The following is a 21,973-nucleotide window of genomic DNA, read 5'->3' on the forward strand; positions in this document are numbered from 1 at the left end:
GCACATGGCAGACCGCAAGCCCATCGAGTCGTGGCTCACCGACATGGACGGTGTGCTCATCCACGAGGGCGTACCAATCCCCGGCGCCGACGCGTTCCTGAAGAAGCTGCGCGACTCCGGCAAACCGTTCCTGGTCCTGACCAACAACTCGATCTACACCCCGCGCGACCTGCACGCCCGGCTGCGGCGCATGGGCCTGGAGGTGCCGATCGAGAACATCTGGACCTCCGCGCTGGCCACCGCCCAGTTCCTGGACGACCAGCGGCCCGAGGGCACGGCGTACGTCATCGGCGAGGCCGGTCTGACCACCGCGCTGCACGACATCGGGTACATCCTCACCGACCACGAGCCCGACTACGTCGTCCTCGGCGAGACGCGCACCTACTCGTTCGAGGCGATGACGAAGGCCGTCCGGCTCATCAACGACGGCGCCCGATTCATCTGCACCAACCCGGACGAGACCGGCCCCTCCGCCGAGGGCGCCCTCCCGGCGACCGGTGCCGTCGCCGCGCTGATCACCAAGGCCACCGGCAAGCACCCGTACTTCGCGGGCAAGCCGAACCCGCTGATGATGCGCACCGGTCTGAACGCCATCGGCGCCCACTCCGAGAACAGCGCGATGATCGGTGACCGCATGGACACCGACGTCCTCGCGGGCATGGAGGCCGGTATGCAGACGTTCCTGGTGCTCACCGGTCTGACCAGGCCCGAGCAGATCGAGAACTTCCCGTACCGCCCGTCGAAGGTCGTGGACTCGATCGCGGACCTCGTCGACCGGATCTGAGACGGACTCGTCGACCCGATCCGAAACCCGTCACACGGTGTGAGCCACTCGTACGGAGCAGTGATATCCCGCCTGGGGATGCGTGCCGGTCCCCGGCGGGGGAGTCTCCAGACAGCTGGAGGTTCACGATGGGTTCAGTGAAAATCACTCTGTGCGCGGGGATCGCGGTCGGTGCCGCGGTGCTCGTCCCGACGGCGTACGCCTCGGGCGAAGCCGGCGGGGACAAGGGCGGCGGCGTCTCGGTCACGCCGTCGACGCCCACGCCCGGCGCCGAGGTCACCCTGAAGGTCAGCGGCTGCGGCGGACGGACGGCCACCGCGGCCTCGGACGCCTTCGTCGCGGACGCGCAGCTCGCCGACGTGGGTGGCGCGCTGGTGGGCGACACCCGGGTCCGCTCCTCGATCGGGGCCGGTACCTACGACGTGCGGATCACCTGCGTCGACTACAAGGTGACGGGCCACATCAGGGTCGTCGCACCGGCGTCGGACGGTGGGTCGGCGGAACCGTACGGGCCGTCCACCCCCGCCTCTCCCGTGGCCCCGGTGCACGCCGGCGGCGGCGGTGCCGCCCCGCCGGCCCCCCTCGCCGCCCTCGACGAGGCGCAGGTGGAGGGTCGTGGTCCCGGCATCGCGCAGGCGGTCGTCGGGCTGGTGCTCGCGGGCGTCGCCGCGGCCGCCTTCGTGTACCGCGGGGTGCACCGCAGACGCGGGACGGATTGAGCATGTCCGACCGCGAGCGATCGTCCGGCCGCGTTTCCGGTCGCTTCCTCACCGGGCTGGCCTGGGCGGTACTGCTGTTCGGGCTGTGGCTGTGGGGGCGCGAGGTGACCGACGTACGGCCCGGTGCATCCGCCCCGGCCACCGGTGACATGGCCGCGGTGGGCCGCCCACCGGACGCCGAACTCCCGCCCGCCGCAGCGCCGTTGGGGCAGGCGCTGCCGCGACGCATCGACATCCCCGACCTGGGGGTGCGGGCCCCGGTCGTCGCCCGCGGGCTGGACGCCGCGGGGGGCATCGACCCGCCGCCCTTCGACCAGGCGGGCGTCGTCGGCTGGTACGCCGCCGGCGCGAAGCCCGGCGCTCGGGGTACGGCCCTGCTGGTCGGGCACGTCGACACCGAGACCAGGCCGGCCGTCTTCTACAAGCTCAGCACGCTCAAGGCCGGCGAGACCGTACGCGTGGTGCGCGACGACGGGAGGACCGCCGAGTTCACCGTCGACGACGTCGAGGTGATCGGGCGCGACCGCTTCGACGCCCGCCAGGCCTACGGCCCCCGGCAGCCGGACCGCGCAGAACTGCGCCTGATCACCTGCGGCGGCACCTTCGACCGGGCGAGCGGCAGCTACACGGCGAACGTGATCGTGTCGGCGTACCTCACGGGCACCGCCGCCTGACCGGCACCACCGCCCCGGCCTCACCCGCCCCGGCGCGCCCGGCTCGACGTCACCCGCCCCGGCCTCACCCGCCCCGGCGCGCCCGCGACGTCACCCGCCCCCGCATCACCCGCCCCGGCGTACCTGGCCCGGTCGACGGCCCGCTCCCCCCGAAACCGCCGACCGGGCCGGTCCTCGACCGCGCGCGCCCGGGCTGCGGGAGTAGCCCGGCGACCGGCGCGGGAGGCTGTGAGGTTCACCTACCCCGTGGACGGCGGTGACGACCGTTCTACGGCACTCTCGTGGCCGGGGCGGGCCTTGTGTCGGGATTGGGCAAGTCGGGTTCCCGGACGGACGGTTCGAATCCGGAGGCCGTCGTGGGTGCGCATACGGACGAAGGCCCCTCGCTCTCGCGAAGGGCCTTCGGTGTCTGTGCGCCGCCAGGGACTCGAACCCCGGACCCGCTGATTAAGAGTCAGCTGCTCTAACCAACTGAGCTAGCGGCGCTTGCTGACGGGACAACTCTACAGGACCCCCGGGGGTGCCCCGGACCATCCGCCGGCCGGGCCGGGGCGTCACTGGGCCGGGCGGGTGCCGCGTACATCATTCGGACCGTCAGCATGCGCGTCGGGAAGACAGTTGAGAAACTGGCGAACGTGCACAGTCGCGGACATTTCCAGCTGGAGTGTGAGGGGAATCGCATGGCCTCTCCGGTATTCGAGGAATTCGATCCGGAGAGTGACTGCGAGTGCCCCGGATGTGTTTCCCGTCGGTGGGTGGGGTCGAATTCCCCGCCCGCCCCGTTCGGCGGTCGCCCGGCCGCCCATCGCGCGGTGATCGTCGCCACGGCGGCGGCCGCGGCACTCTGCGCCGCCCACGCGGTGCCCGCCGCCGCGACCCCGCGGACCACCGACCGGCCCGGTGTACCCGCAGGTGACGAGCCCGAGACCCCCCAGGGCGGCAAGGCGCCGCTGCACGGTCCGGCCGGACAGCCGGCCCGCCCGGGGGGTCTGGCGGGGCCGGTGAAAACGCCCCCGACGACCCGGGCGGACATCATCAGACGGGCCCGGGACTGGGTTTCGGCGGAGGTGCCGTACAGCATGAGCACCTACTGGTACGACGGTTACCGGCAGGACTGCTCGGGCTTCGTCTCCATGGCGTGGAACCTGCCGGGGAACGAGTGGACGGGCAGCCTCCACCAGTACGGGACAAGGATTACCAAGGAGGAGCTCCAGCCCGGCGACATTCTGCTGTTCCATAATCCGTCGGACCCCGAGAAAGGCTCGCACGTCGTCATTTTCGGCGGCTGGACGGACTACACGCACACCTACTACCTGGTCTACGAGCAGACCCGTCCGACCACGCGCCGCCAGCCCACTCCCTACGCCTACTGGAGCCATTCCGACCGCTACGTGCCCTATCGCTACAAGGGCCTCACGACGGTCGCTCCCGGCTCCGGTGAACAGGTCGGCGCGAACGCCGGCGGCGTGCGGCCGTCCGGCGCCGGGGCTGCCGTGGCGACCGCGTTCCCGGGGCGGGCGGCCTTCGGGCCCGGCGCGAACAACCCGTACGTCACCCAGCTCGGCCGGCTCCTCGTCGAGCGCGGCGGCGCACGCTTCTACGCCTCGGGCCCGGGCCCGAGGTGGTCGGCGTCCGACGGCTGGGCCACCGTGGCCTTCCAGCAGGCCCAGGGCTGGACCGGCGCCGACGCCGACGGCATCCCCGGCCCGAGGACCTGGGCCCTGCTGATCTCGGGCCAGGGCAGGAACATCGCCCCCGCGCAGTCCGCGGCGACCGGCGGCTGGATCGGCGGGTATCCCGCGACCGGGGCGGCCGGCGCGCCCGCCGCACCCTCGGTGCCGCGCGTCCCCGCCTACCCGGGCCGGGGGATGTTCCGGCCCGGCGCGCAGAACGCGCACGTCACCCGGCTGGGGAGGCAGCTGGTGAAGAAGGGGTTCGGCAAGCACTACACGACGGGTCCCGGACCGCGCTGGGGCGAGGCGGACCGGCGAGGGGTCGAGTCCTTCCAGCGTGCCCAGGGCTGGCGCGGCGGCGCGGCGGACGGCTACCCGGGCCCGGAGACCTGGCGGCGGCTCTTCTCGTAGTCCGGCGCGGGATCCGCCGGCTGTCCTGATCCCATCCCACTGTCATGGCGTATCTGGCGCGGAGGCTGGAGGCACGCAATGAACACGACCACTTCACAGACACCAGAGTCCGAGGGACCGTCCAGGCCCACCCGGCTCATCCAGAACGAGGTGACCACCGAGATCCCCGTCCATCTGCTGTTCCGGGACGAGCCCGAGCCGCGGTCCGTGCCGCTCGGGGCCGCCGTGGTGGGCAGCCGGACGGGCACCGGTGAGCAGCCGCGACTGCGCCGGCCGACGCCGGCCAAGCCGCGCCCGGTGGCACAGGTCGACCCGGACCTGGTGGAGCGGCCGGCCCGGGTGCTGCCCGGCGCGGCGGGCGTGTTCGCCGGGATGTGCGGGGCGGCCGGCTGTGTGGCCGCCTCGTGGTGGGCCGGGCTGCTGCCGCCGCACGCGGCGCAGGTACTGCGGCTGCCGGAGTTCGCGGGCGCCGGGCTCGGTCCGGCGCAGTGGGCGGCCTACGCGGGGGCGGGCGCGCTGGGGCTGTTCGGCTTCGGCGGTCTGGCCCGCGGGCGGACCGGGCGGGCGTGGGTGCTCGGTCTGTTCGGCCGCTACCGGGGGACGGTGCGGCGCACCGGTCTGCTCTGGGTGAACCCGCTGCTGCTGCGCCGCCGGGTGGACGTACGGCTGCGGCACTGGCGCAGCGAGCCGATGCCCGCCGCCGACGGCAGCGGGGTCGCGCTGCGGGTGGTGACGCTCGTGGTGTGGCGGGTGCGGGACACCGCACGGGCCACGCTCGGCGTGGAGGACCACGAGACGTATCTGCGCGAGTGCGTCGAGGCGGCCCTGGCCCGGATTCCCGTGGAGACGCCGGGCGCGGGGCGCGGTTCGGTGGAGGCGGCGGGGGAGGTGCTGACCCGGCGGGTCGCGCAGGACGCGGGCGCGATCGGTCTGGAGGTGTTCTCGGTGCGGCCGCTGCGGATCGAGTACGCCCCGGAGGTCGCCGCCGCGATGAACCGGCGCCGGGTCGCCGCGCTCGACGCCCAGCACCGGGCGAGCATGCTGACCTCGGTCGTGGACTCGGTGGAGGACACGGTGACCCGGCTGACCATGCGCGGGCTCGTGGAACTCGACGACTACGAGCGCAAGGCGCTGGTGAAGGACCTGACCGTGGCTTTCTGCTCGGGGCGCGGGGAGCAGGGACCGTGACGTTCCGGCCGTGGCGGGTTCGGAGACGTCTTTGATATGGACACAGCCAAGAATCGGCAATAATCTCGAACTTGGTCTAGACCTGCACAGCTCGCCTCAGTGAACTCCCCACGTTCTCCAGGAGCGGCAGCATGCGCAAAAAGACCAAGTGGTACGCCGCCGCGCTCGGGCTCACCACGGCGGGAGCCTTCGTGCTCACCGCCGGGGGTGCGAGCGGCCACGGCTACACCGACCTCCCCATCAGCCGGCAGAAGCTCTGCCAGAACGGCTCCGTCACCAACTGCGGTGACATCCAGTGGGAGCCGCAGAGCGTCGAGGGCCCGAAGGGCTTCCCGGCGTCCGGCGCGGCCGACGGAAGGATCTGCTCCGCGAACAACACCCGGTTCGCCCAGCTCGACAGTCCCAAGACCCCCTCGGGCACGGCGTGGCCGGCCAGCAAGGTGACCGGCGGTCAGAGCTACACCTTCAGGTGGCAGTTCACCGCCATGCACGCCACGTCCGACTTCAGGTACTACGTCACCAAGCAGGGCTGGAACCAGAACCACAACCTGGCCCGTTCCGACCTCAACCTCACCCCGTTCCTGACCGTGCCCTACGGCGGTCAGCGGCCCCCGTCCACCCTCTCGCACAGCGGCACGCTGCCGTCCGGGCTCAGCGGACGTCACGTGATCGTCGCGGTGTGGACGGTCGCCGACACGACCAACGCGTTCTACGCGTGCTCGGACGTCACGTTCTGAGCATCGCCCGAACTCCCCCGGGTCCGTACGCGGGCAGGCGTCCCGCACACCGGCCAGACCAGGCCGGCGTCCGGACCCGGGGGAACCCCTCGAAGCACCCTTCTCCTGGTGCCCGCTCGCCGGATCGGTGCGCGCTCACCGGATCGGTGCGCGCTCACCGGATGGTCCCCGCTCGGCGGATGTCCGCCGGGGCGGAGGACTTCCCGCCGCGACTCTCCACATCTGACGGTGCGTCAACTACCGTGCGGCGCCATGGAGTCCGTCGCCGAACTCGTAGCGTCCCGGTGGGGAGACCACCGTCCGGGCCTGTGGTGCCGGCACCCCGCGCACCCGCAGGACACCGTCCTCACCCACCACGAGGTCGCGGCCGGCGCCGCCGCCCGGGCCGCGCTGCTGGCCGACCTGCTCCCGGCGGACGGCCCGCCGCATCTCGGGGTCCTGCTGGACAACACCCCGGAGTTCCCGCTCTGGCTGTCGGCCGCCGCGCTGGCCGGCGCGGCCGTCGCCGGGATCAACCCCACCCGGCGGGGTCCCGAACTGGCCCGGGACATCCTGCACACCGCGTGCCGGCTGCTGATCACCGAGCCCACCCACCTCCCCCTCCTCAGGGGCCTCGACCTGCCCGGGGTCCGGCTGCTCATCACCGGCACCCCGGGATACGACGCCCTGCTCGCCCCGTACGCGGACGCCCGCCCCGACCCCTCCCGGGCCACCCCGGCCGACCGGCTCCTGCTCTACTTCACCTCCGGCTCGACCGGCGCGCCCAAGGCCGCGATCTGCACCCAGGGGCGGCTGGCCGCCGCCGGGCGCTCCCTGGCCGGACAGTTCTCCGTGCGCCGCGAGGACGTGCACTACGTCTGCATGCCGATGTTCCACGGCAACGCCGTGATCGCCGACTGGGCGCCCGCCCTGGTGGCCGGGGCCGGGGTGGCGCTGCGGCGGCGGTTCTCGGCGTCCGGGTTCCTGGAGGATGTGCGGCGTTACCGGGCGACGTACTTCACCTATGTGGGCCGGGCGATCCAGTACGTGCTGGCCACCGAGCCGGGACCGGACGACCGGGACCACGCGCTGCGGCTCGGCTTCGGCACCGAGGCGGGCACGGTGGACGCGGCCGCCTTCGAGCGGAGGTTCGGGGTACGGCTGGTGGAGGGCTACGGCTCCTCGGAGGGCGGGGCGGCCGTGCAGTGGTCGCCGGGGACTCCCGCGGGGGCGGTCGGTCGGGCGGGACCCGGTCTCGTCGTCCTCGACCAGGTGACGGGCGCCGAGTGTCCGCCGGCCGTGCTCGACCCGGCCGGCCGGCTGCTGAACGGCGACGAGGCGATCGGTGAGCTGGTCAACCGGGGTCCGAACCTCTTCGAGGGCTATTGGCGCAATCCGGCGGCGGAGGCGGAGCGGCGCCGGGCGGACGGGGAGTACTGGACCGGCGACCTCTTCTACCGCGATCGCGCGGGGTTCCTGTACTTCGCGGGCCGCACCGACGACCGGCTCCGCGTCGACAGCGAGAACCTGGCCGCCGCGATGATCGAGAACATCCTCGCCCGGTACCGGGGGGCGGCCGCGGTGGCCGTCTACGCGGTGCCGGATCCGGTGACCGGGGACCAGGTGATGGCGGCGCTGGCCGGATCCTTCGAGCCGCTCGGTTTCGCCGAGTTCCTGCTCGCCCAGCCCGATCTGGGGACGAAGATGGCGCCCCGGTTCGTACGGGTGCTGGAGCGGATGCCCGTCACCGCCACGAACAAGATCCACCGGGGGCTGCTGCGGCGGGAGGGGATCCGCTGCGCCGATCCGGTGTGGTGGCGGCCCCCGGGAAGGGCGACGTACCGAAGGCTGACCGCACAGGACGTCGAGAGTCTGGAGAGGTCGGCTGACCGGACGGACGGGGCGGACGGGGCGGACGCCGAAGGGCCCCCCGTGTCCACGAGGGGCCCTTCACCGGTGCGCCGCCAGGGACTCGAACCCCGGACCCGCTGATTAAGAGTCAGCTGCTCTAACCAACTGAGCTAGCGGCGCATGACTCCCGTCCTCCGCCTTCGGCGGCTGACGACGGAGAAAATACTACCCGGTCCGCGGGGGTGCTCCGGACCACGCCGGCGGCGCCCGCGGGCCCGCCGGCCGGATCTTCCTCAGATCGCCAGCGACAGGAGTACCGGTGCGGCGTTCCTGTTCAGGGTCTCGGCGGCCTGGCGGAGCCGGTGGGCGTGCTCGACGGGCAGCGAGAGGGCCAGGCAGCCCGCCAGGGAGCCGGCGGTGATCGGTACGGCCGCGCAGACCGTGCCGATCGCGTACTCCTGGAGGTCGAGCACCGGGACCGTGGGCGGCTGCGCCTCCAGCCGGGAGAGCAGCAGCTTGTCGCTGGTGATGGTGCGCGAGGTGAGCCGGGCCATCTTGTGCCGGGAGAGATGGTCGCGCCGGCCGTTGTGGTCGAGCTGGCCGAGCAGGCTCTTGCCGAGCGCGGTGGCGTGCGCGGAGGAGCGGAAGTCGACCCACTCGTTGACGGACGGCGTGGCGGGGCCGTCGGCGTACTGGGTGATCGTGACCTCGCCGTCGACGTACCGGCTGATGTAGACGGCGGCGCCGACGGAGTCCCGGAGCCGGTCGAGGGTGTGCTGGAGCTGGTCGTGCAGGGCCTGTTCGCGGTGGTGGGCGGAGCCCAGGCGGGTCAGCGCGGCGCCCGTCACGTACGCCCCGTCGGCGATCTGCTCGACATAGCCCTCGCGGCGCAGCATGCGCAGGAGAGCGGTCAGCCGCTCCGCGGTGAGGCCGCTCTGGCGGGCGAGTTCGGCGTCGGTGACACCGGTGGAGTGCCGGGCCACCGTCTCCAGGACGCGCAGTGCTTCCTGGGCCGAGTGGTACGGCACGGTCGGCTCGTGCTTCAGCGCCACGGTTCCCCCCTGGTCGCTTCTCTGGCCGTGATCCGGGCAGCGAATCACTTCCACGATAACGGCCAGGAGGGCCGCCGGGAGGGGTTGTCGGCGAGAATGTGGAGCGCCTTCGGCCCCCTCAACTGCGCCGCCGACCCGTTGGCATATGCCGTGGTCATGGCCCGTCCTCGGGACCAGGGATGCTGTGCGGATCCGCTCCCCGGAGCCGGGTGTGCGGCCGGGTGCGAAAGCCCTCGCGGACACCGCGAGGGCCCGCACCGCGGCGGGCTGGAGCACGGCCTTCTGGGGCACGGCCTTCTAGAGCACGGCCTTGAGGAACTCCCGCGTCCGCTCCTTCTCCGGCTCGCTGAAGATCTTCTCCGGCGGCCCCGACTCGATGACGCGGCCGGAGTCGAACATCAGGACCTGGTCCGAGATGTCCCGGGCGAAGCTCATCTCGTGGGTCACGCAGAGCATGGTGATGTCGGTGGTGCGGGCGATGTCCCGCAGCACGTCCAGGACACCGACCACCAGCTCGGGGTCCAGCGCGGAGGTCACCTCGTCCAGCAGCAGCACCTGCGGCCGCATCGCCAGCGCCCGGGCGATCGCCACCCGCTGCTGCTGGCCGCCGGACAGCTGGGTCGGGTACTTGTCGAGGTGCTCGGTCAGACCCACCAGTTCGAGCAGCTCCCTGGCCCGCTCCTCGGCCTCGTCCTTGGACAGGCCGAGGACGGTGACCGGGGCCTCGGTGATGTTGCGCAGCACCTTCATGTTCGGGAAGAGGTTGAACTGCTGGAAGACCATCCCGATGTTCTTGCGGACCTCGCGGACGTGCTTCTCGCCGGCCCGGACCAGCTTGCCGTTGCGCTCCTCGTGGGTCAGGAGTTCGCCGCCCACCCTGATCGTGCCCTCGTCGGGCTCGGTCAGGGTCATCAGCAGCCGCAGGATCGTCGTCTTGCCGGAGCCCGACGGGCCGATCAGGGTGACGTGCTTGCCGGAGTCGACGGAGAAGTCGAGCCGGTCGAGGACGGTGTTGTCGCCGAAGCGCTTGGTGACCTGGTCGAACCGGATCAGTTCACTGCCGTCCACCGGCGGGTTGGCGAGGAGGCCGGTGTTCTCTGCGGGGTGGGTGTCAGCGGACAAGGCGTCGCTCCAGGGCTCGGATCAGGAGGGAGGCGGGGTAGGCGATGACGATGAAGGCCACGCCGACGACGGTCAGCGCCTCGGTGGTGAAGGTCTCGTTGCTGAAGGCCTGGGCCTCGCCGAGCATGTCGAAGGCCCCGATGGTCGCGATCATCGGGGAGTCCTTGAGCATGGCGACGACGTAGTTGCCCAGCGGCGGGACCACGCGGCGGATCGCCTGCGGGAGGATCACCGCCCGCCAGGTGCGTCCCCTGGACAGGCTCAGCGCGGTGGCCGCCTCCCACTGGCCGGCCGGGACGCCCTCGATGCCCGCGCGGTAGACCTCCGCGGTGTAGGTGGAGTAGTGCAGTCCGAGCCCGATGATGCCGGTGGTGAGCGGCGACATCGACGGGCCGAAGTCGGGGACCACGTAGAAGAGGAAGAAGAGCTGCACCAGCAGCGGTGTGTTGCGGATGAACTCCGTGACGGCGATGACCGGCAGGCGCACCCAGGCCTGCGCGGAGCGCTGTGCCAGCGCCCACACCAGGCCCAGCGCGAAGGCGATCAGGGTGCCGACGGCCAGCGCTTGCAGGGTGACGAGCACGCCGTCCCAGAACCGCGGCATGAAGTCGTCCACGACGTTCCAGTCCCAGTTCATCCCCTGCCTCCTGCGGTCTGCGGTTCGGCCTCGAGGCCCTTGCCGCGGGTTGCGGGCTTCCCGTTCGTCCCGCCGGTCTTCGCCGGCAGCTGTCCGATCCCGGCCTTCGCCCTGCGCTCCAGCAGCCGCATACCGCGGGTGATGAGGAAGGCGAGCACGAAGTAGAGGACGAGCAGCAGGGTGTAGACCGGGGTGGTCTCGTTGGTGCCCAGCCGGAGCAGATTGCCGGCGAAGGTCATGTCGGCCACCGTGATGACCGAGACCAGGGCGGTGCCCTTCAGCAACTCGATCAGCAGGTTGTTGAACGGCGGCACCATCTCGGGCCAGGCCTGGGGCAGTTCGATCAGCCGCAGCCGCTGCCAGCGGGTGAAGTTGAGGGCGATGCCCGCTTCCTTCTGCGCCGGGGTGACGGCGGCCAGGGAACCGCGCACGATCTCGGAGCCGTAGGCGCCGTACGTCAGGCCGAGCGCGCTGACACCGGCCCACATGGGCACCAACTGCCAGCCGAAGAGAGGCAGCGCGAAGAACATCCAGAACATCAGCACCAGCGCCGACATGCCGCGGAAGATCTCGAAGTAGGTCCCGGCGACGAAGCGGACCACCCAGTACCGCGAGCCGCGGGCGAGGCCGATGCCGAACGCGATGGCGGCGCCGAGGGCGGCGGCGTACACCGTCACCTGGACGGTCACCCAGACACCCGGCAGGAACCAGGTGGTGAAGAACTCGGAGGTCATCATCAGCCGCACAGCTCCTTCGCCGTGAGGTCCGTCATGTCGGCCTCGGTGAAGCCGAACGGGCCGACGATCCGCAGGAGTTCGCGGTAGTCGTTCTCCTTGAGCTTCAGCAGCTCCTCGTTGAACGCGTCACGCAGGTTCTTCTCGGACTGCCGGAAGGCGAACCCGCCGGCGCCGTAGGCGGGCTTGCCGTCGACCACGGGCTGGAACGGCTCGGTCGCCGACACCCGGCCGGAACCCGCCACCGCCGACTTGACGGTGATGCGGGTGCCCGCGAAGGCGTCCACCCGTCCCTGGGCCACCGCGTCGAGTCCGGCTACCTGGTCCGGCAGGACCAGTACATCGCCGATGCCCGCGGCCTTGGCGTAGTCGATCTGGGCGTAGGCCTTGCCGGAGGCGAGCTTGAGGCCCTTCTTCCTGACGTCGTCGTACGTCTTGATGCCGTGCGGATTGCCCTTCCTGACGATGAAGGCGTCCAGCATCAGGTAGTCCGGGTCGGCGAACAGCACCTGCTCGCACCGCGGGGGGTTGATGTACATCCCGGCCGACACCACATCGAACTGCCGGGCCTTCAGCCCGGGTATGAGGGCACCGAAGTCCACCGGCACCGGCTTGACCTCGTCGATGCCCAGCTTCCTGAAGACCACCTTCGCGATCGCGGGGGCCTCTCCGGTGGCCTGTCCGTCGTCCCCGACATAGCCGAAGGGCGGTTCGCTGGCGATGCCGATCTTCACGGACCCCTGATCCCGCAAGGTGTCCAGGAGGCTGCCTCCCAACACCTTCCCGTCTCCCGGGACGCGGCCGCAGCCGGCCACCCCGAGACTTCCGGCCGCGCCGAGCGACACCGCTCCGGCGAGCAGCGAGCGTCGACTGAGTCTTCCCTGGCGTCCGTTGTCGGTTCCTGATCGATGTGTGCTTGGTCGAGCCATGGGCGCGCGGCTACCCGACTTCATGCGGGTTACACGGGCCTCTTTCGGCCCCGGCAGTCACCGAGGCCGCCTTGACCCCGGGTGGACCATGGAACGCATGGCTGACCGATACATCGAAGTCTCGCTGGTCAAGCGCGGGATCACCGCCACGGCGCAGCTGCTCGACGATCGTGCGCCGATCACCTGCGCGGCCGTCTGGGATTCCCTTCCGCTCGCCGGAGACGTCTACCACGCCAAATACGCCCGCAACGAGATCTACGCCCTTTTCCCGCCCTTCGCGACATCCGAGCCACCGCTGGAGAACCCGACCGTCACACCCATTCCGGGAGACCTCTGCTATTTCTCCTTCGCGGGAGCGGAACTCGGCACCCGGGCCTACGGCTACGACCGGGAGGTCCGCCCCGGCACCACGGTCGTCGACCTGGCCCTGTTCTACGAACGCAACAACCTGCTGCTGAACGGCGACGTCGGCTGGGTCCCCGGCATCGTCTGGGGCCGGGTGACGAAGGGCCTGGAGGAGATGGCGCGAGCGTGCAACGACCTGTGGCGGACGGGCGCGGCGGGCGAGACGCTGCGGTTCCGGCGGTCCGGCCCGCCCGGCCCGTGACCCTATGATCCGCCGCGCAACGCGTGCCCCGCGCGCAGCACCAGGTCGTCGCGGTGCCGGGCGGCCACGATCTGCAATCCCACCGGCAGCCCGCCGCCGTCCGTCCCCACCGGGACCGTCGCCGCGGGCTGCTGGGTGAGGTTGAAGGGATAGGTGAACGGCGTCCACCCCGTCCAGCGCCGGTGCCCCGACCCGGCCGGCACCTCCGCCCCGGCCTCGAACGCCGTGATCGGCAGCGTCGGGGTGAGGAGCAGGTCGTAGGTCTCGTGGAAGCGGCCCATGCGGCGGCCCAGTTCCATCCGGGTGTCCACCGCGGCCAGATAGTCGAGGGCGGTGTACCGCGCGCCCTGCGCGCAGATCTCCCGCAGCCCCGGATCGAGCGCAGCCCGCCGGTCCGCCGGCAGCCGCCGGGTCACCTGGGCCGCCCCGGCGAACCACAGGGTGTGGAAGGCGTCCACCGGATCGCTGAAGTCCGGATCGGCCTCCTCGACGTACGCGCCGAGTGCGGCGAGCCGCTCCACGGCCCGCCGTACCGCCGCCGCGACCCCCGGCCGTACGGCGACCTGCCCGCCCAGCGTGGGCGAGTACGCCACCCGCAGCCCGCGCACCCCCCGGTCGAGCCCCGCCCGGAACGAGCCCGGCGCCGGCCCCAGCGCCGACCAGTCGCGTGCGTCCGGCACGCCGATCACGTCGAGCAGCAGTGCCGCGTCCGCGGCGTCCCGGGTCATCGGACCCACGTGCGCCAGCGTGCCGAAGGCGCTCGCCGGGTACAGCGGCACCCGCCCGTACGTCGGCTTCAGCGCGAAGATCCCGCAGAACGCGGCCGGGATACGGACGCTGCCCCCGCCGTCCGTGCCCAGCGAGAGCGGTCCCGCGCCGAGGGCCACCGCGGCCGCGCTCCCGCCGCTGGAACCGCCCGCCGTGCGCGACGGGTCGTGCGGGTTGCGGGTCACGCCGGTCAGGGGGGAGTCCGTCACCCCCTTCCAGCCGTACTCGGGGGTGGTGGTCTTGCCGATGAAGACCGCGCCGGACTCGCGCAGCCGGGCGACGGAGGGCGCGTCCTCGTCCCAGGGGCCGGACGGGTCGACGGACCGGGAGCCCTTGAGCGTCGGATGCCCCTCGAGCAGCAGGATGTCCTTGACCGTCACCGGCACCCCGTCGACCGGCCCCGCCGGCTCCCCGCGCCGCCACCGCTCCCGGGAGGCCTCCGCCTGAGACAGTGCCTCGTCGGCGAGGATCCGCACGAACGCGTTCACCTCCGGCTGGATCCGCTCGGCCCGGTCCAGGGCGGCGCGGGTCGCCTCCACCGGGCTGAACTCGCCCTTGCGGTAGCCGTCGAGGAGTTCGGTCGCCGTGAGTGTGGTGAGGTCGGTCATGCACCCTCCCGAGGCCGGGGACGTCAGTGTCCGGGCACGTATCCGCGCTGCTTGTCGACCACGTTCGTCAGCGGTCGCCCCGCCGCCCACCGCTCGAACAGCTCCACGAACTGCGCGCCGAGTTCGTCCCGCCAGCCGACCGTGTCGCCGCTCATGTGGGGCGAGATCAGCAGCCCGGGCACCTGCCACAGCGGGCTGTCGGCGGGCAGGGGTTCGGTGCTGAGGACGTCCAGGGCGGCGCCCGCGATCCAGCGCCGCTCCAGGGCCCGCACCAGCGCGTCCTCGACGACCAGCGGCCCGCGGCCGACGTTCACGAAGCGCGCGGAGGGCTGCATCACACCGAACCGCCGGGTGTCGAACATGCCCCGCGTCTGCTCGGTGAGCGGGGCGGCCGCGATCACCCAGTCGGCGCGGGCGAGCAGCCGGTCCAGGTCCTGGGGGCCGTGGATGCCGGTGCGCGGGACGCGGCCGACGACGGCCGTGGTCACGCCGAGCGCCTTCAGGGTGCGGGCGACCGCCCGCCCGATCGGCCCCGAGCCGACGACGACGGCCCGGGTCCCGGCGACCCGTCCGCTCTCGCGGTGCCGCCACTCCCCGCGCCGCTGGAGCTCCCAGCTGCGCGGCAGATCCTTCGCCATCGCCAGGACCAGCGCGGCCACGTACTCGGCGATCGGCTGGTCGAAGATCCCGCGCGCGTTGGTCACCACCGTCTCCGAGGCGGCGAGTTCGGGGCACATCAAGTGGTCCACGCCCGCGCTCGCCGTGTGCACCCAGCCCGGCCGCGGCCCCTCGCCGGGCCAGGCGGCGCGCACCGCGTGCGAGGTGAAGTCCCAGACCAGCAGGACGTCCGCCAGGGGCAGCCGCGCGGCGAGGGAGGCCTCGTCGGTGTGCAGCACCCGGGCCCGCCCGGTGAGGCGGCCGAGCCGGGGGAGGGGGTCGGCGTCCAGCACGAGGAGCGTGGGCGGATCTGCGGGGACGGCGTCCATGCGGTGTCCCCTCCGTCCGTGACCAGATGTCCGACAAGCGCTGACCGGGTGTCCGACGTGCCCGTGACCAGGTGCCTGACGTGCGTGGATTGACCACGTTCGCACCCGAACCTACCGTCGTCAACACGGCCGTGCGTACGGCTCGTTGCGCATCTCGTCTCCCGGTGAGGGCGGTGCCCGCGATGGACGTCACCTTTCTCGGCGGCCCCCGCGCGCAGCGCGGCCTCGGTGTCGTCGCCCCCTTCGACTTCGCGCTGGACCGCGAGCTGTGGCGCTGGACGCCGGACGACGTCTCGCTCCATCTGACCCGCACGCCGTACGTCCCCGTCGAGGTCGGCCTGGACCTCGCCCGCCGGGTGAGCGAGCACGAGACCCTCCAGGACGCCGTCCGCACCCTGGTCGCGGTCGCCCCCGAGGCCGTCGCCTATGCCTGCGCCTCGGGCAGCTTCGTCGGCGGGCTCGCGGGGGAGCGGGCCATGTGCGAGGCGATGACCAGGGCCGGGGCGATGCCGTCCGTGACCACCTCGGGCGCGCTGGTCGAGGCCCTGGCGGAGCTGGGCGCCCGCCGGGTGGCCCTGGTGACGCCCTACACGGAGTCGGTGACACGGTCGCTGGAGGAGTACGTGGCCGAGGCGGGCGGCACGGTCACCGGACGCGCGTCCATGGGCCTGACCCGGCACATCTGGAAGGTGCCGTACCGGGCGGTGGTGGAGATGGCCCACCGGGCGGTGCGCGTGCCCGCGGACGCCGACGCGCTGTTCATCTCCTGCACCAACCTGCCGACCTACGACGTCATCCCCCAACTGGAGGCGGAACTGCGCATACCGGTGATCTCGGCCAACCAGGTGACCATGTGGGCGGCGTTGCGCCGACTGGGTACCCGGGCGGTGGGACCGTATCAAGCGCTGCTGGACACGTCGGCACGCGTGTGGCCCCCCGGGCTGCCGGACACCCGGGTACCGCGGGAACTTCCCGTGCCGCAGGAACCCCCGGTCCTGCCGGAAGAAGAGCAGCAGGAAGGCTGGACATGACCGCACTCGGTTTCCTCTATCCGGGCCACTCGGCCGAGGACGACTACCCCCGTATCGAGCAGCTCCTGGGCAGCGACATCCGGTTGGACGTGGTCCACACCGACATCGGCGAGGACGCGCACCGGGTCGACGCGCTGCGCCGGATGGGCGCGCCGGAGCGGCTGGCGAAGGGCGTCGAGCAGCTGCGGCTGGCCGGCGCCGAGGCGATCGTGTGGGCCTGCACCAGCGGTGGCTTCGTGCACGGCTGGGAGGGCGCCCAGGAGCAGGTGCGCGCCCTGGCCACGTCCGCCGGGATGCCGGCCTCCTCCACCTCCTTCGGCTTCGTGCACGCGGCCCGGGAGATCGGCGCGGGGCGGGTCGCCGTCGCGGCGACGTACCCGGACGACGTGGCGGCGCTGTTCGCCGACTTCCTGCGGGCCGGCGGCGTCGAGGTGACCGGCGTCCACAGCGCCGGGATCGTCACGGCGTCCGAGGTCGGCACCTGGGGGGAGGCGGAGGTCTTCGCCCTCGCCCGGGCGGTCGACGAGCCCGACGCGCGGGCGGTCCTGCTGCCCGACACCGCCCTGCACACGGCCGCGTTCCTCCCCGCCCTGGAGAAGGAGCTCGGCAAGCCGGTCCTCACCGCCAACCAGGTCACGGTCTGGGAGGCGTTGCGCCTCACCGACCGCCGGGTGAACGCGCCGGGCCTCGGCGCGCTGTTCACCCGGGAGCCGATCGTGCAGGTCTGACCGCCCGGCCGTCCCGGTCCCGCCGCCCGGGGACGACCGCCCGGGAGCGACGGCCCGGGAACAAGCGCCCGGGAATAAACGGGGACACCCTCCTGTTGTGCGCCGAGGACAGTGCACGGCCGACAACAGGAGGACCCCGTGGCGGCAGACGAGACGGCGGCGGACGAGACGGCGGCAGGCGAGACGCCGACCGGCGCCGCGGCGGACGGGATCCGCGGAAGGGTGCTGGGCACCGCGCCGGCGCCGCTGTCCGTACTGGACCTGGTCACCGTCGGCTCCGGCCGCACCGCCACCGACGCCCTGCGCACCAGCGTCGAACTCGCGCGGTTCACCGAGTCCCGCGGCTTCCACCGCTACTGGGTCGCCGAGCACCACTCGATGCCGGGCGTCGCCTCCTCCTCGCCCGCGGTCATCCTCGCCCACCTCGCCGCCCACACCGACCGCATCCGGCTCGGCTCGGGCGGTGTGATGCTGCCCAACCACGCGCCCCTGGTCATCGCCGAGCAGTTCGGCACGCTGGAGGCGCTGGCCCCCCGCCGGATCGACCTCGGCCTCGGCCGCGCCCCGGGCACGGACGGCGCCACCGCCGCCGCGCTGCGCCGCACGGCCACCCTGCACGAGGGCGCCGACGACTTCCCCGAGCAGCTCGCCGAGCTCACCCGCTTCCTGGACGACGACTTCCCCGACGGCCACCGCTACGGCCGTATCCACGCGATCCCCGGGCCGGTCCAGGGCACGTCCCCCGGTGGAGTGCAGTCGCCGCACCGGCCGCCGATCTGGCTGCTCGGCTCCTCCGGCTTCAGCGCCCGGCTGGCCGGTGTGCTCGGCCTGCCCTTCGCCTTCGCGCACCACTTCTCGGCGCAGAACACCGTCCCCGCCCTCGACCTGTACCGGGAGTCGTTCCGGCCGTCCGAGGTGCTCGCCGAGCCGTACGCGCTGATCGGTGTCTCCGTGCTCGCCGTCGACGACGAGCGGGAGGCCCGCCGCCAGGTCCTGGCCACCGGCCTCAACATGGTCCGGCTGCGCGGCGGCCGCCCCGGTCTGTTCCCCTCCCCCGAAGAGGCGGAGGCGCACCGATTCAGTGCGCTGGAACGGGAGTTCGTCGACTCCTGGGGAGCGAACATCATCCACGGCACGGCCGACGAGGTCCGCTCCGGCCTCGACGACCTCCACAAGCGCACCGGCGCCGACGAGTTGATGCTCACCAGCCACGCCCATCGCGGTGAGCTGCGCCTGCGCTCCTACGAACTCGTCGCGGACGCCTACGGGTTGCCGACGGCGTAGGTCTCGGTCCCCAGCAGCTCGGAGATGCGGTCCGGCGACACCGGGCGGGAGTACAGCCACCCCTGCCCGGTGTCGCAGCCGATGCTGCGCAGCCGGGTCGCCTGCGCGGAGGTCTCCACGCACTCGGCGGTGACGGTCAACCCCAGCCGGTGCGCGAGGTCGATCATCGCCTCGACGACGACCTGGTCGGCCGGGTTCGGCGGGGAGCCCGCGCCCTCGTACTGGAAACCGCGCACGAAGGACCCGTCGAGCTTCAGCACGGACACCGGCAGCCGGCTCAGATAGGCGAGGTTGGAGTAGCCGGTGCCGAAGTCGTCGATGGCGATGCCCACGCCCATGTCGCTGAGCGCCTGGAGCGCCTGGAGCGGCCGCCCGGCCGAGCCCATCACGGCCGACTCGGTGAGCTCCAGCTGGAGCAGGTGCGGCGCGAGCCCGGTCTCGGCGAGGATCTCCGCCACATCCGCCACCAGGTCGGAGTCCCACACCTGACGCACCGCCACGTTGACGCTGACGAACAGCGGCGGATCGTCCGGATTGTCCAGCTGCCACTGCCGTGCCTGCCGGCAGGCGGTGGCCAGAACCCATCGGCCGAGCGGCACGATCGAACCGTCCTCCTCGGCCAGCGCGACGAACCGATTCGGCGACAGCAGCCCGAACCGGGGGTGGTCCCAGCGCACCAGCGCCTCCACGCCGCGCAGCCGGCCGTCCGACATGCCGACCAGCGGCTGGTAGTCGAGGCGGAACTCGCCGCGCTCGATGGCCGGCCGGAGCGTGGAGGCCAGTGCCTGCCGGGTCATCAGATGGGCGTTGCGCTCGGGGTCGAACAGCGTCCAGCGGTCCTTGCCGTCCACCTTCGCCCAGTACAGGGTCGTGTCGGCGGCCTGCATCAGACCGGTCGCCGTGGTGCCGGCCGCGTGCCGCTCCACGACCCCGATGGACGCGGAGACGTTCAGCCGGTGTCCGGCCAGGTCGAAGGGGGCCTGGAGCGCCTTGAGCGCGGACTCGGCGAGGTCGGCGAGCTGCTCGGTGCCGGTGGAGTCCTCGACCAGCAGGGCGAACTCGTCGCCGCCCAGCCGGGCCACCAGCGGCACGCTCGGCCGGGTCTGCCCGGCCTGCTCGGCGCACTCCGTCAGCCGTTCGGCGACGGCGGCCAGCAGCAGGTCGCCGACCCGGTGGCCGAGGGTGTCGTTGACCGCCTTGAAGCCGTCCAGGTCCAGGTAGCACAGGCCGATCCGGCCGGTCCCGCTCTGCTCGTAGACCTCCGCCTCCAGCGCGGCGGACACCCGCTCGAAGAACAGGGTGCGGTTGGGCAGCCGGGTCACCGGGTCGTGCATCTGGAGATGCCGCAGTCTCGCCTGGAGGTCACGGTGGGCGCTCACGTCGGCGACCGACAGCAGCACGCCGGGCGTGTCGGCGTCCAGCGGCGAGACGGTGACCTGCGCCCACAGCGAGCGCCCGTCGGGCTGCTTCAGGCGCCGGGTGCAGCGCAGCTTCGCCCGCCGGCCGCTCAGCACCTCGCGGTAGGCGTGCCAGGTACGCGGGTCGGAGGCCAGGTCCAGCAGGTCGGAGGCGACCCGCCCGACCAGGCCGGTCCGCCCGCCGCCGAGCAGCGCGCCGAGCGCGTCGTTGGCGTCGACGATGCGGCCCTCGCCGTCGACCACGGCCATGGCGAGAGGCGCCGCCGCGAAGACGGAACGGTAGGCCGGTGGTCGGTTGACCAGGAGCCCGCTTTCCGTACTGTCGATGTCACTCTCTGTGACGGCTGACCGGTCGAGGTCTGCCGCGGGCGTCGGCCCTTCGGACGTTCCGCTCACCGCTCGCTCCCGCAGTGCACTCGATCGCTGTCCGTGCAGGAAAGTCTGCCGATCATAGAGGCTGCCCCCGGACCCGCGCAGCCACTGCCCAGTGTCCCCGAACAACCGGCCTTTCTGACAGATCGTTTCTGCCCGCACCTGGCCCGGTTCTGTGGGGGGACGACCGCTTGTGACGTTCCGTGAGAATTCCGGGGGTGTCGAGGTGATGCCCGCTTTCCGCCTCCTCACTCGTCTGGGGCAGACAAACAGGGCGTAGTACGACAATTTCACACAGGCTGGGTGGCGGTGTCCCGTGAACCGCCTTCCGGAGGTCCCTGTGCCGCGACTGCCGCGACGTGTGCGACTGCTTCCGCGCCCCCGACTGCGCAGTACCGCGGCCGTGTTCACCACCTTCTCGGCGCTGGTCGCGAACTCGCTCATCGGCGGCCCCTCGGTCGCCGAGCCGTTCTCGCCCGCCCCCTGCGCCCTGACCCGCACCGCGGCCCACCACTCGGAGGGCGTGGACACCTGGAACACCGCCTACCCCCGGCCCACCCGGTCGCTCGACGCGGTGATGGTCTTCCTGTCCTTCCCGGACCGGTTCCCGACGACCTCCCCCGACGAACTGGCCGCCGACCACTTCCCGGCCACCAGCCGCTTCTTCCGCCAGGCGTCCTACGGGAAGTTCGCCCTGCGCGCGCATCCGCTGAAGCGCTGGATCCGCATGCCGAAGCCGTCCACCGCGTACGCCATACAGCGCGACTGGAACGCCGACAGCCGGGCCGCCTACCTCCACGACGCGCTGGCCGCCGCCGACCCCCACGTCGACTTCTCCCGCTACGACGTCGTCTATTTCGTCGCCGACCCGGACGCGCCCGGCGTCGACTCGGACGCCACGAAGGTCGTCAACCTGGACGCCCCGCTGCACGCCGACGGCACGGACATCCGCCGGGTCGTCACGGTCTTCGAGCAGCACCCCCCGGACCGTCTCGTCCTCGCCCACGAGACCGGCCACGTGTTCGACCTGCCCGACCTCTACCACCGCCCCGTCGACGGCAAGGGGGACTGGGACACCTACGTCGGCGACTGGGACCTGATGGGCAGCCAGTTCGGACTCGCCCCCGACCTGTTCGCCTGGCACAAGTGGAAACTGGGCTGGCTCGCGGAACGCCAGGTGGTGTGTGTCCGGGGGCCGGGTCCGACCCGGCTGACCCTGGAACCGCTGAGCGCCGGACCGGGCGTGCCGGTCGCCGGTGCCTCCGGGGCGCCGGCCTTCGGGCTCGGCAACGGGCCCAAGCTCGCCGTGGTGCGCACCGGCCCCGACAGCGTGCTCGCCTTCGAGGTGCGCGGCCAGGCCGGCAACGACGGGGCCGCCTGCCGCAGCGGCGTCCTCGTCTACCGCATCAGCAGCGGCGCCCGGTCCGGGCGCGGCCCGGTCGAGGTGGTCGACGCCCATCCGCGCACCGAGGCCTGCTGGGAGAACTCCGTCTACCCGCCCCTCGCGGACGCCCCGGTCGCCCTCGGTGAGAGCTTCACCGTGCCGGGCAACGGCGTACGGGTGGACGTGGAGGGGCGCACGGTGTCGGGGGAGTGGACGGTGAAGATCACGCCGGGGACGAAGCTGTGACCCCTGCCGGGCTGTGACACCTGCCGGGCTGTGACCCCTGCCGGGCTGTGA

General features: G+C 72.4%; 20 protein-coding genes and 2 tRNA genes. 12 read left to right on the top strand and 10 right to left on the bottom strand.

Annotation, left to right across the window (positions count from 1 at the left end):
- Positions 1 to 4: 4 nt before the first annotated feature.
- From AOQ37_RS28070 to AOQ37_RS28080, 3 genes are all read left to right on the top strand, one after another.
- Entirely contained in the window at positions 5 to 784 is a 780-nt protein-coding gene (locus AOQ37_RS28070; protein WP_062648127.1) for an HAD-IIA family hydrolase, read from the top strand.
- Between the two features lie 128 nt (positions 785 to 912).
- Entirely contained in the window at positions 913 to 1,503 is a 591-nt protein-coding gene (locus AOQ37_RS28075) for a hypothetical protein (RefSeq protein WP_062648128.1), read from the top strand.
- A gap of 2 nt (positions 1,504 to 1,505) precedes the next feature.
- Positions 1,506 to 2,177, top strand: coding sequence for a class F sortase (locus tag AOQ37_RS28080; RefSeq protein WP_062648129.1), 672 nt, complete (start codon positions 1,506 to 1,508; stop codon positions 2,175 to 2,177).
- A gap of 412 nt (positions 2,178 to 2,589) precedes the next feature.
- On the opposite strand, the gene AOQ37_RS28085 is transcribed toward AOQ37_RS28080, so the two are convergent.
- Positions 2,590 to 2,663, bottom strand: a tRNA-Lys gene (locus AOQ37_RS28085).
- 194 nt (positions 2,664 to 2,857) lie between these two features.
- Here AOQ37_RS28085 and AOQ37_RS28090 point away from each other — a divergent pair.
- From AOQ37_RS28090 to AOQ37_RS28105, 4 genes are all read left to right on the top strand, one after another.
- On the top strand, positions 2,858 to 4,261 hold the full coding sequence (locus AOQ37_RS28090) for a peptidoglycan-binding protein (RefSeq protein ID WP_062648130.1): 1,404 nt from the start codon (positions 2,858 to 2,860) through the stop codon (positions 4,259 to 4,261).
- Between the two features lie 78 nt (positions 4,262 to 4,339).
- Positions 4,340 to 5,449 (top strand): SPFH domain-containing protein, encoded by a 1,110-nt coding sequence (locus tag AOQ37_RS28095; RefSeq protein WP_062648132.1) that lies wholly within the window; start codon positions 4,340 to 4,342, stop codon positions 5,447 to 5,449.
- Positions 5,450 to 5,580: 131 nt separating this feature from the next.
- The gene (locus tag AOQ37_RS28100; protein ID WP_062648134.1) at positions 5,581 to 6,186 is read left to right on the top strand and encodes a lytic polysaccharide monooxygenase auxiliary activity family 9 protein; all 606 of its coding nucleotides are present in this window, start codon (positions 5,581 to 5,583) and stop codon (positions 6,184 to 6,186) included.
- Positions 6,187 to 6,438: 252 nt separating this feature from the next.
- Positions 6,439 to 8,157, top strand: coding sequence for an AMP-binding protein (locus AOQ37_RS28105; RefSeq protein WP_078890390.1), 1,719 nt, complete (start codon positions 6,439 to 6,441; stop codon positions 8,155 to 8,157).
- Here the strand turns inward: AOQ37_RS28105 and AOQ37_RS28110 are convergent.
- From AOQ37_RS28110 to ehuB, 6 genes are all read right to left on the bottom strand, one after another.
- Positions 8,123 to 8,196: transfer RNA gene (locus tag AOQ37_RS28110), tRNA-Lys, on the bottom strand. The genes AOQ37_RS28105 and AOQ37_RS28110 overlap by 35 nt on opposite strands.
- A 113-nt stretch (positions 8,197 to 8,309) precedes the next feature.
- Positions 8,310 to 9,068 carry an IclR family transcriptional regulator gene (locus AOQ37_RS28115; protein WP_062648136.1) on the bottom strand — a complete coding sequence of 253 codons (759 nt, stop codon included), beginning with the start codon at positions 9,066 to 9,068 and terminating at the stop codon, positions 8,310 to 8,312.
- 297 nt (positions 9,069 to 9,365) lie between these two features.
- Entirely contained in the window at positions 9,366 to 10,190 is an 825-nt protein-coding gene (gene ehuA / locus AOQ37_RS28120) for an ectoine/hydroxyectoine ABC transporter ATP-binding protein EhuA (protein ID WP_199825094.1), read from the bottom strand.
- Positions 10,180 to 10,827: an ectoine/hydroxyectoine ABC transporter permease subunit EhuD gene (gene ehuD, locus AOQ37_RS28125; RefSeq protein ID WP_062648138.1), complete on the bottom strand. Its 648-nt coding sequence runs from the start codon at positions 10,825 to 10,827 to the stop codon at positions 10,180 to 10,182. The genes ehuA and ehuD overlap by 11 nt, the downstream gene beginning before the upstream one ends.
- Positions 10,824 to 11,564, bottom strand: a complete 741-nt coding sequence (gene ehuC, locus AOQ37_RS28130; protein ID WP_062648464.1) for an ectoine/hydroxyectoine ABC transporter permease subunit EhuC — start codon at positions 11,562 to 11,564, stop codon at positions 10,824 to 10,826. Before ehuC ends, ehuD begins: the two co-directional genes overlap by 4 nt.
- Positions 11,564 to 12,490, bottom strand: coding sequence for an ectoine/hydroxyectoine ABC transporter substrate-binding protein EhuB (ehuB, locus tag AOQ37_RS28135; RefSeq protein ID WP_062648140.1), 927 nt, complete (start codon positions 12,488 to 12,490; stop codon positions 11,564 to 11,566). Before ehuB ends, ehuC begins: the two co-directional genes overlap by 1 nt.
- 97 nt (positions 12,491 to 12,587) lie before the next feature.
- Between ehuB and AOQ37_RS28140 the strand changes: the two genes are divergently transcribed.
- Positions 12,588 to 13,097 carry a DUF3830 family protein gene (locus AOQ37_RS28140; protein ID WP_062648142.1) on the top strand — a complete coding sequence of 170 codons (510 nt, stop codon included), beginning with the start codon at positions 12,588 to 12,590 and terminating at the stop codon, positions 13,095 to 13,097.
- A 2-nt stretch (positions 13,098 to 13,099) separates the two neighbouring features.
- On the opposite strand, the gene AOQ37_RS28145 is transcribed toward AOQ37_RS28140, so the two are convergent.
- Both AOQ37_RS28145 and AOQ37_RS28150 read right to left on the bottom strand, forming a co-directional pair.
- Complete coding sequence (locus AOQ37_RS28145) at positions 13,100 to 14,473, bottom strand: amidase (RefSeq protein WP_062648143.1); 1,374 nt, start codon at positions 14,471 to 14,473, stop codon at positions 13,100 to 13,102.
- A gap of 23 nt (positions 14,474 to 14,496) precedes the next feature.
- Entirely contained in the window at positions 14,497 to 15,459 is a 963-nt protein-coding gene (locus AOQ37_RS28150; RefSeq protein ID WP_062648144.1) for a D-2-hydroxyacid dehydrogenase, read from the bottom strand.
- 182 nt (positions 15,460 to 15,641) lie between these two features.
- On the opposite strand from AOQ37_RS28150, the gene AOQ37_RS28155 reads away from it, so the two are divergent.
- The 3 genes from AOQ37_RS28155 (at position 15,642) to AOQ37_RS28165 (ending at position 18,502) form a co-directional block, all read left to right on the top strand.
- On the top strand, positions 15,642 to 16,490 hold the full coding sequence (locus AOQ37_RS28155; protein WP_062648149.1) for a maleate cis-trans isomerase family protein: 849 nt from the start codon (positions 15,642 to 15,644) through the stop codon (positions 16,488 to 16,490).
- Positions 16,487 to 17,218 carry a maleate cis-trans isomerase family protein gene (locus tag AOQ37_RS28160; RefSeq protein WP_062648151.1) on the top strand — a complete coding sequence of 244 codons (732 nt, stop codon included), beginning with the start codon at positions 16,487 to 16,489 and terminating at the stop codon, positions 17,216 to 17,218. Before AOQ37_RS28155 ends, AOQ37_RS28160 begins: the two co-directional genes overlap by 4 nt.
- A 138-nt stretch (positions 17,219 to 17,356) precedes the next feature.
- A complete protein-coding gene (locus tag AOQ37_RS28165) occupies positions 17,357 to 18,502 on the top strand; it encodes an LLM class flavin-dependent oxidoreductase (RefSeq protein ID WP_078890391.1) in 1,146 nt (381 codons plus the stop codon).
- Here the strand turns inward: AOQ37_RS28165 and AOQ37_RS28170 are convergent.
- Positions 18,481 to 20,316 carry a putative bifunctional diguanylate cyclase/phosphodiesterase gene (locus AOQ37_RS28170; RefSeq protein ID WP_062648153.1) on the bottom strand — a complete coding sequence of 612 codons (1,836 nt, stop codon included), beginning with the start codon at positions 20,314 to 20,316 and terminating at the stop codon, positions 18,481 to 18,483. The two genes, AOQ37_RS28165 and AOQ37_RS28170, sit on opposite strands and share 22 nt — an antisense overlap.
- A 337-nt stretch (positions 20,317 to 20,653) precedes the next feature.
- On the opposite strand from AOQ37_RS28170, the gene AOQ37_RS28175 reads away from it, so the two are divergent.
- Entirely contained in the window at positions 20,654 to 21,922 is a 1,269-nt protein-coding gene (locus tag AOQ37_RS28175) for a M6 family metalloprotease domain-containing protein (protein WP_062648155.1), read from the top strand.
- Positions 21,923 to 21,973 lie beyond the last annotated feature (51 nt).

This window comes from Streptomyces maremycinicus (genome assembly GCF_001184025.1).
Taxonomy (GTDB): domain Bacteria; phylum Actinomycetota; class Actinomycetes; order Streptomycetales; family Streptomycetaceae; genus Streptomyces; species Streptomyces maremycinicus.

Coding starts and splice junctions, on each gene's coding strand:
- AOQ37_RS28070 (WP_062648127.1), top strand. CDS start 5: ATGGCAGACCGCAAGCCCATCGAGTCGTGGCTCACCGACATGGACGGT.
- AOQ37_RS28075 (WP_062648128.1), top strand. CDS start 913: ATGGGTTCAGTGAAAATCACTCTGTGCGCGGGGATCGCGGTCGGTGCC.
- AOQ37_RS28080 (WP_062648129.1), top strand. CDS start 1,506: ATGTCCGACCGCGAGCGATCGTCCGGCCGCGTTTCCGGTCGCTTCCTC.
- AOQ37_RS28090 (WP_062648130.1), top strand. CDS start 2,858: ATGGCCTCTCCGGTATTCGAGGAATTCGATCCGGAGAGTGACTGCGAG.
- AOQ37_RS28095 (WP_062648132.1), top strand. CDS start 4,340: ATGAACACGACCACTTCACAGACACCAGAGTCCGAGGGACCGTCCAGG.
- AOQ37_RS28100 (WP_062648134.1), top strand. CDS start 5,581: ATGCGCAAAAAGACCAAGTGGTACGCCGCCGCGCTCGGGCTCACCACG.
- AOQ37_RS28105 (WP_078890390.1), top strand. CDS start 6,439: ATGGAGTCCGTCGCCGAACTCGTAGCGTCCCGGTGGGGAGACCACCGT.
- ehuD (WP_062648138.1), bottom strand. CDS start 10,827: ATGAACTGGGACTGGAACGTCGTGGACGACTTCATGCCGCGGTTCTGG.
- ehuC (WP_062648464.1), bottom strand. CDS start 11,564: ATGATGACCTCCGAGTTCTTCACCACCTGGTTCCTGCCGGGTGTCTGG.
- ehuB (WP_062648140.1), bottom strand. CDS start 12,490: ATGGCTCGACCAAGCACACATCGATCAGGAACCGACAACGGACGCCAG.
- AOQ37_RS28140 (WP_062648142.1), top strand. CDS start 12,588: ATGGCTGACCGATACATCGAAGTCTCGCTGGTCAAGCGCGGGATCACC.
- AOQ37_RS28145 (WP_062648143.1), bottom strand. CDS start 14,473: ATGACCGACCTCACCACACTCACGGCGACCGAACTCCTCGACGGCTAC.
- AOQ37_RS28150 (WP_062648144.1), bottom strand. CDS start 15,459: ATGGACGCCGTCCCCGCAGATCCGCCCACGCTCCTCGTGCTGGACGCC.
- AOQ37_RS28155 (WP_062648149.1), top strand. CDS start 15,642: ATGGACGTCACCTTTCTCGGCGGCCCCCGCGCGCAGCGCGGCCTCGGT.
- AOQ37_RS28160 (WP_062648151.1), top strand. CDS start 16,487: ATGACCGCACTCGGTTTCCTCTATCCGGGCCACTCGGCCGAGGACGAC.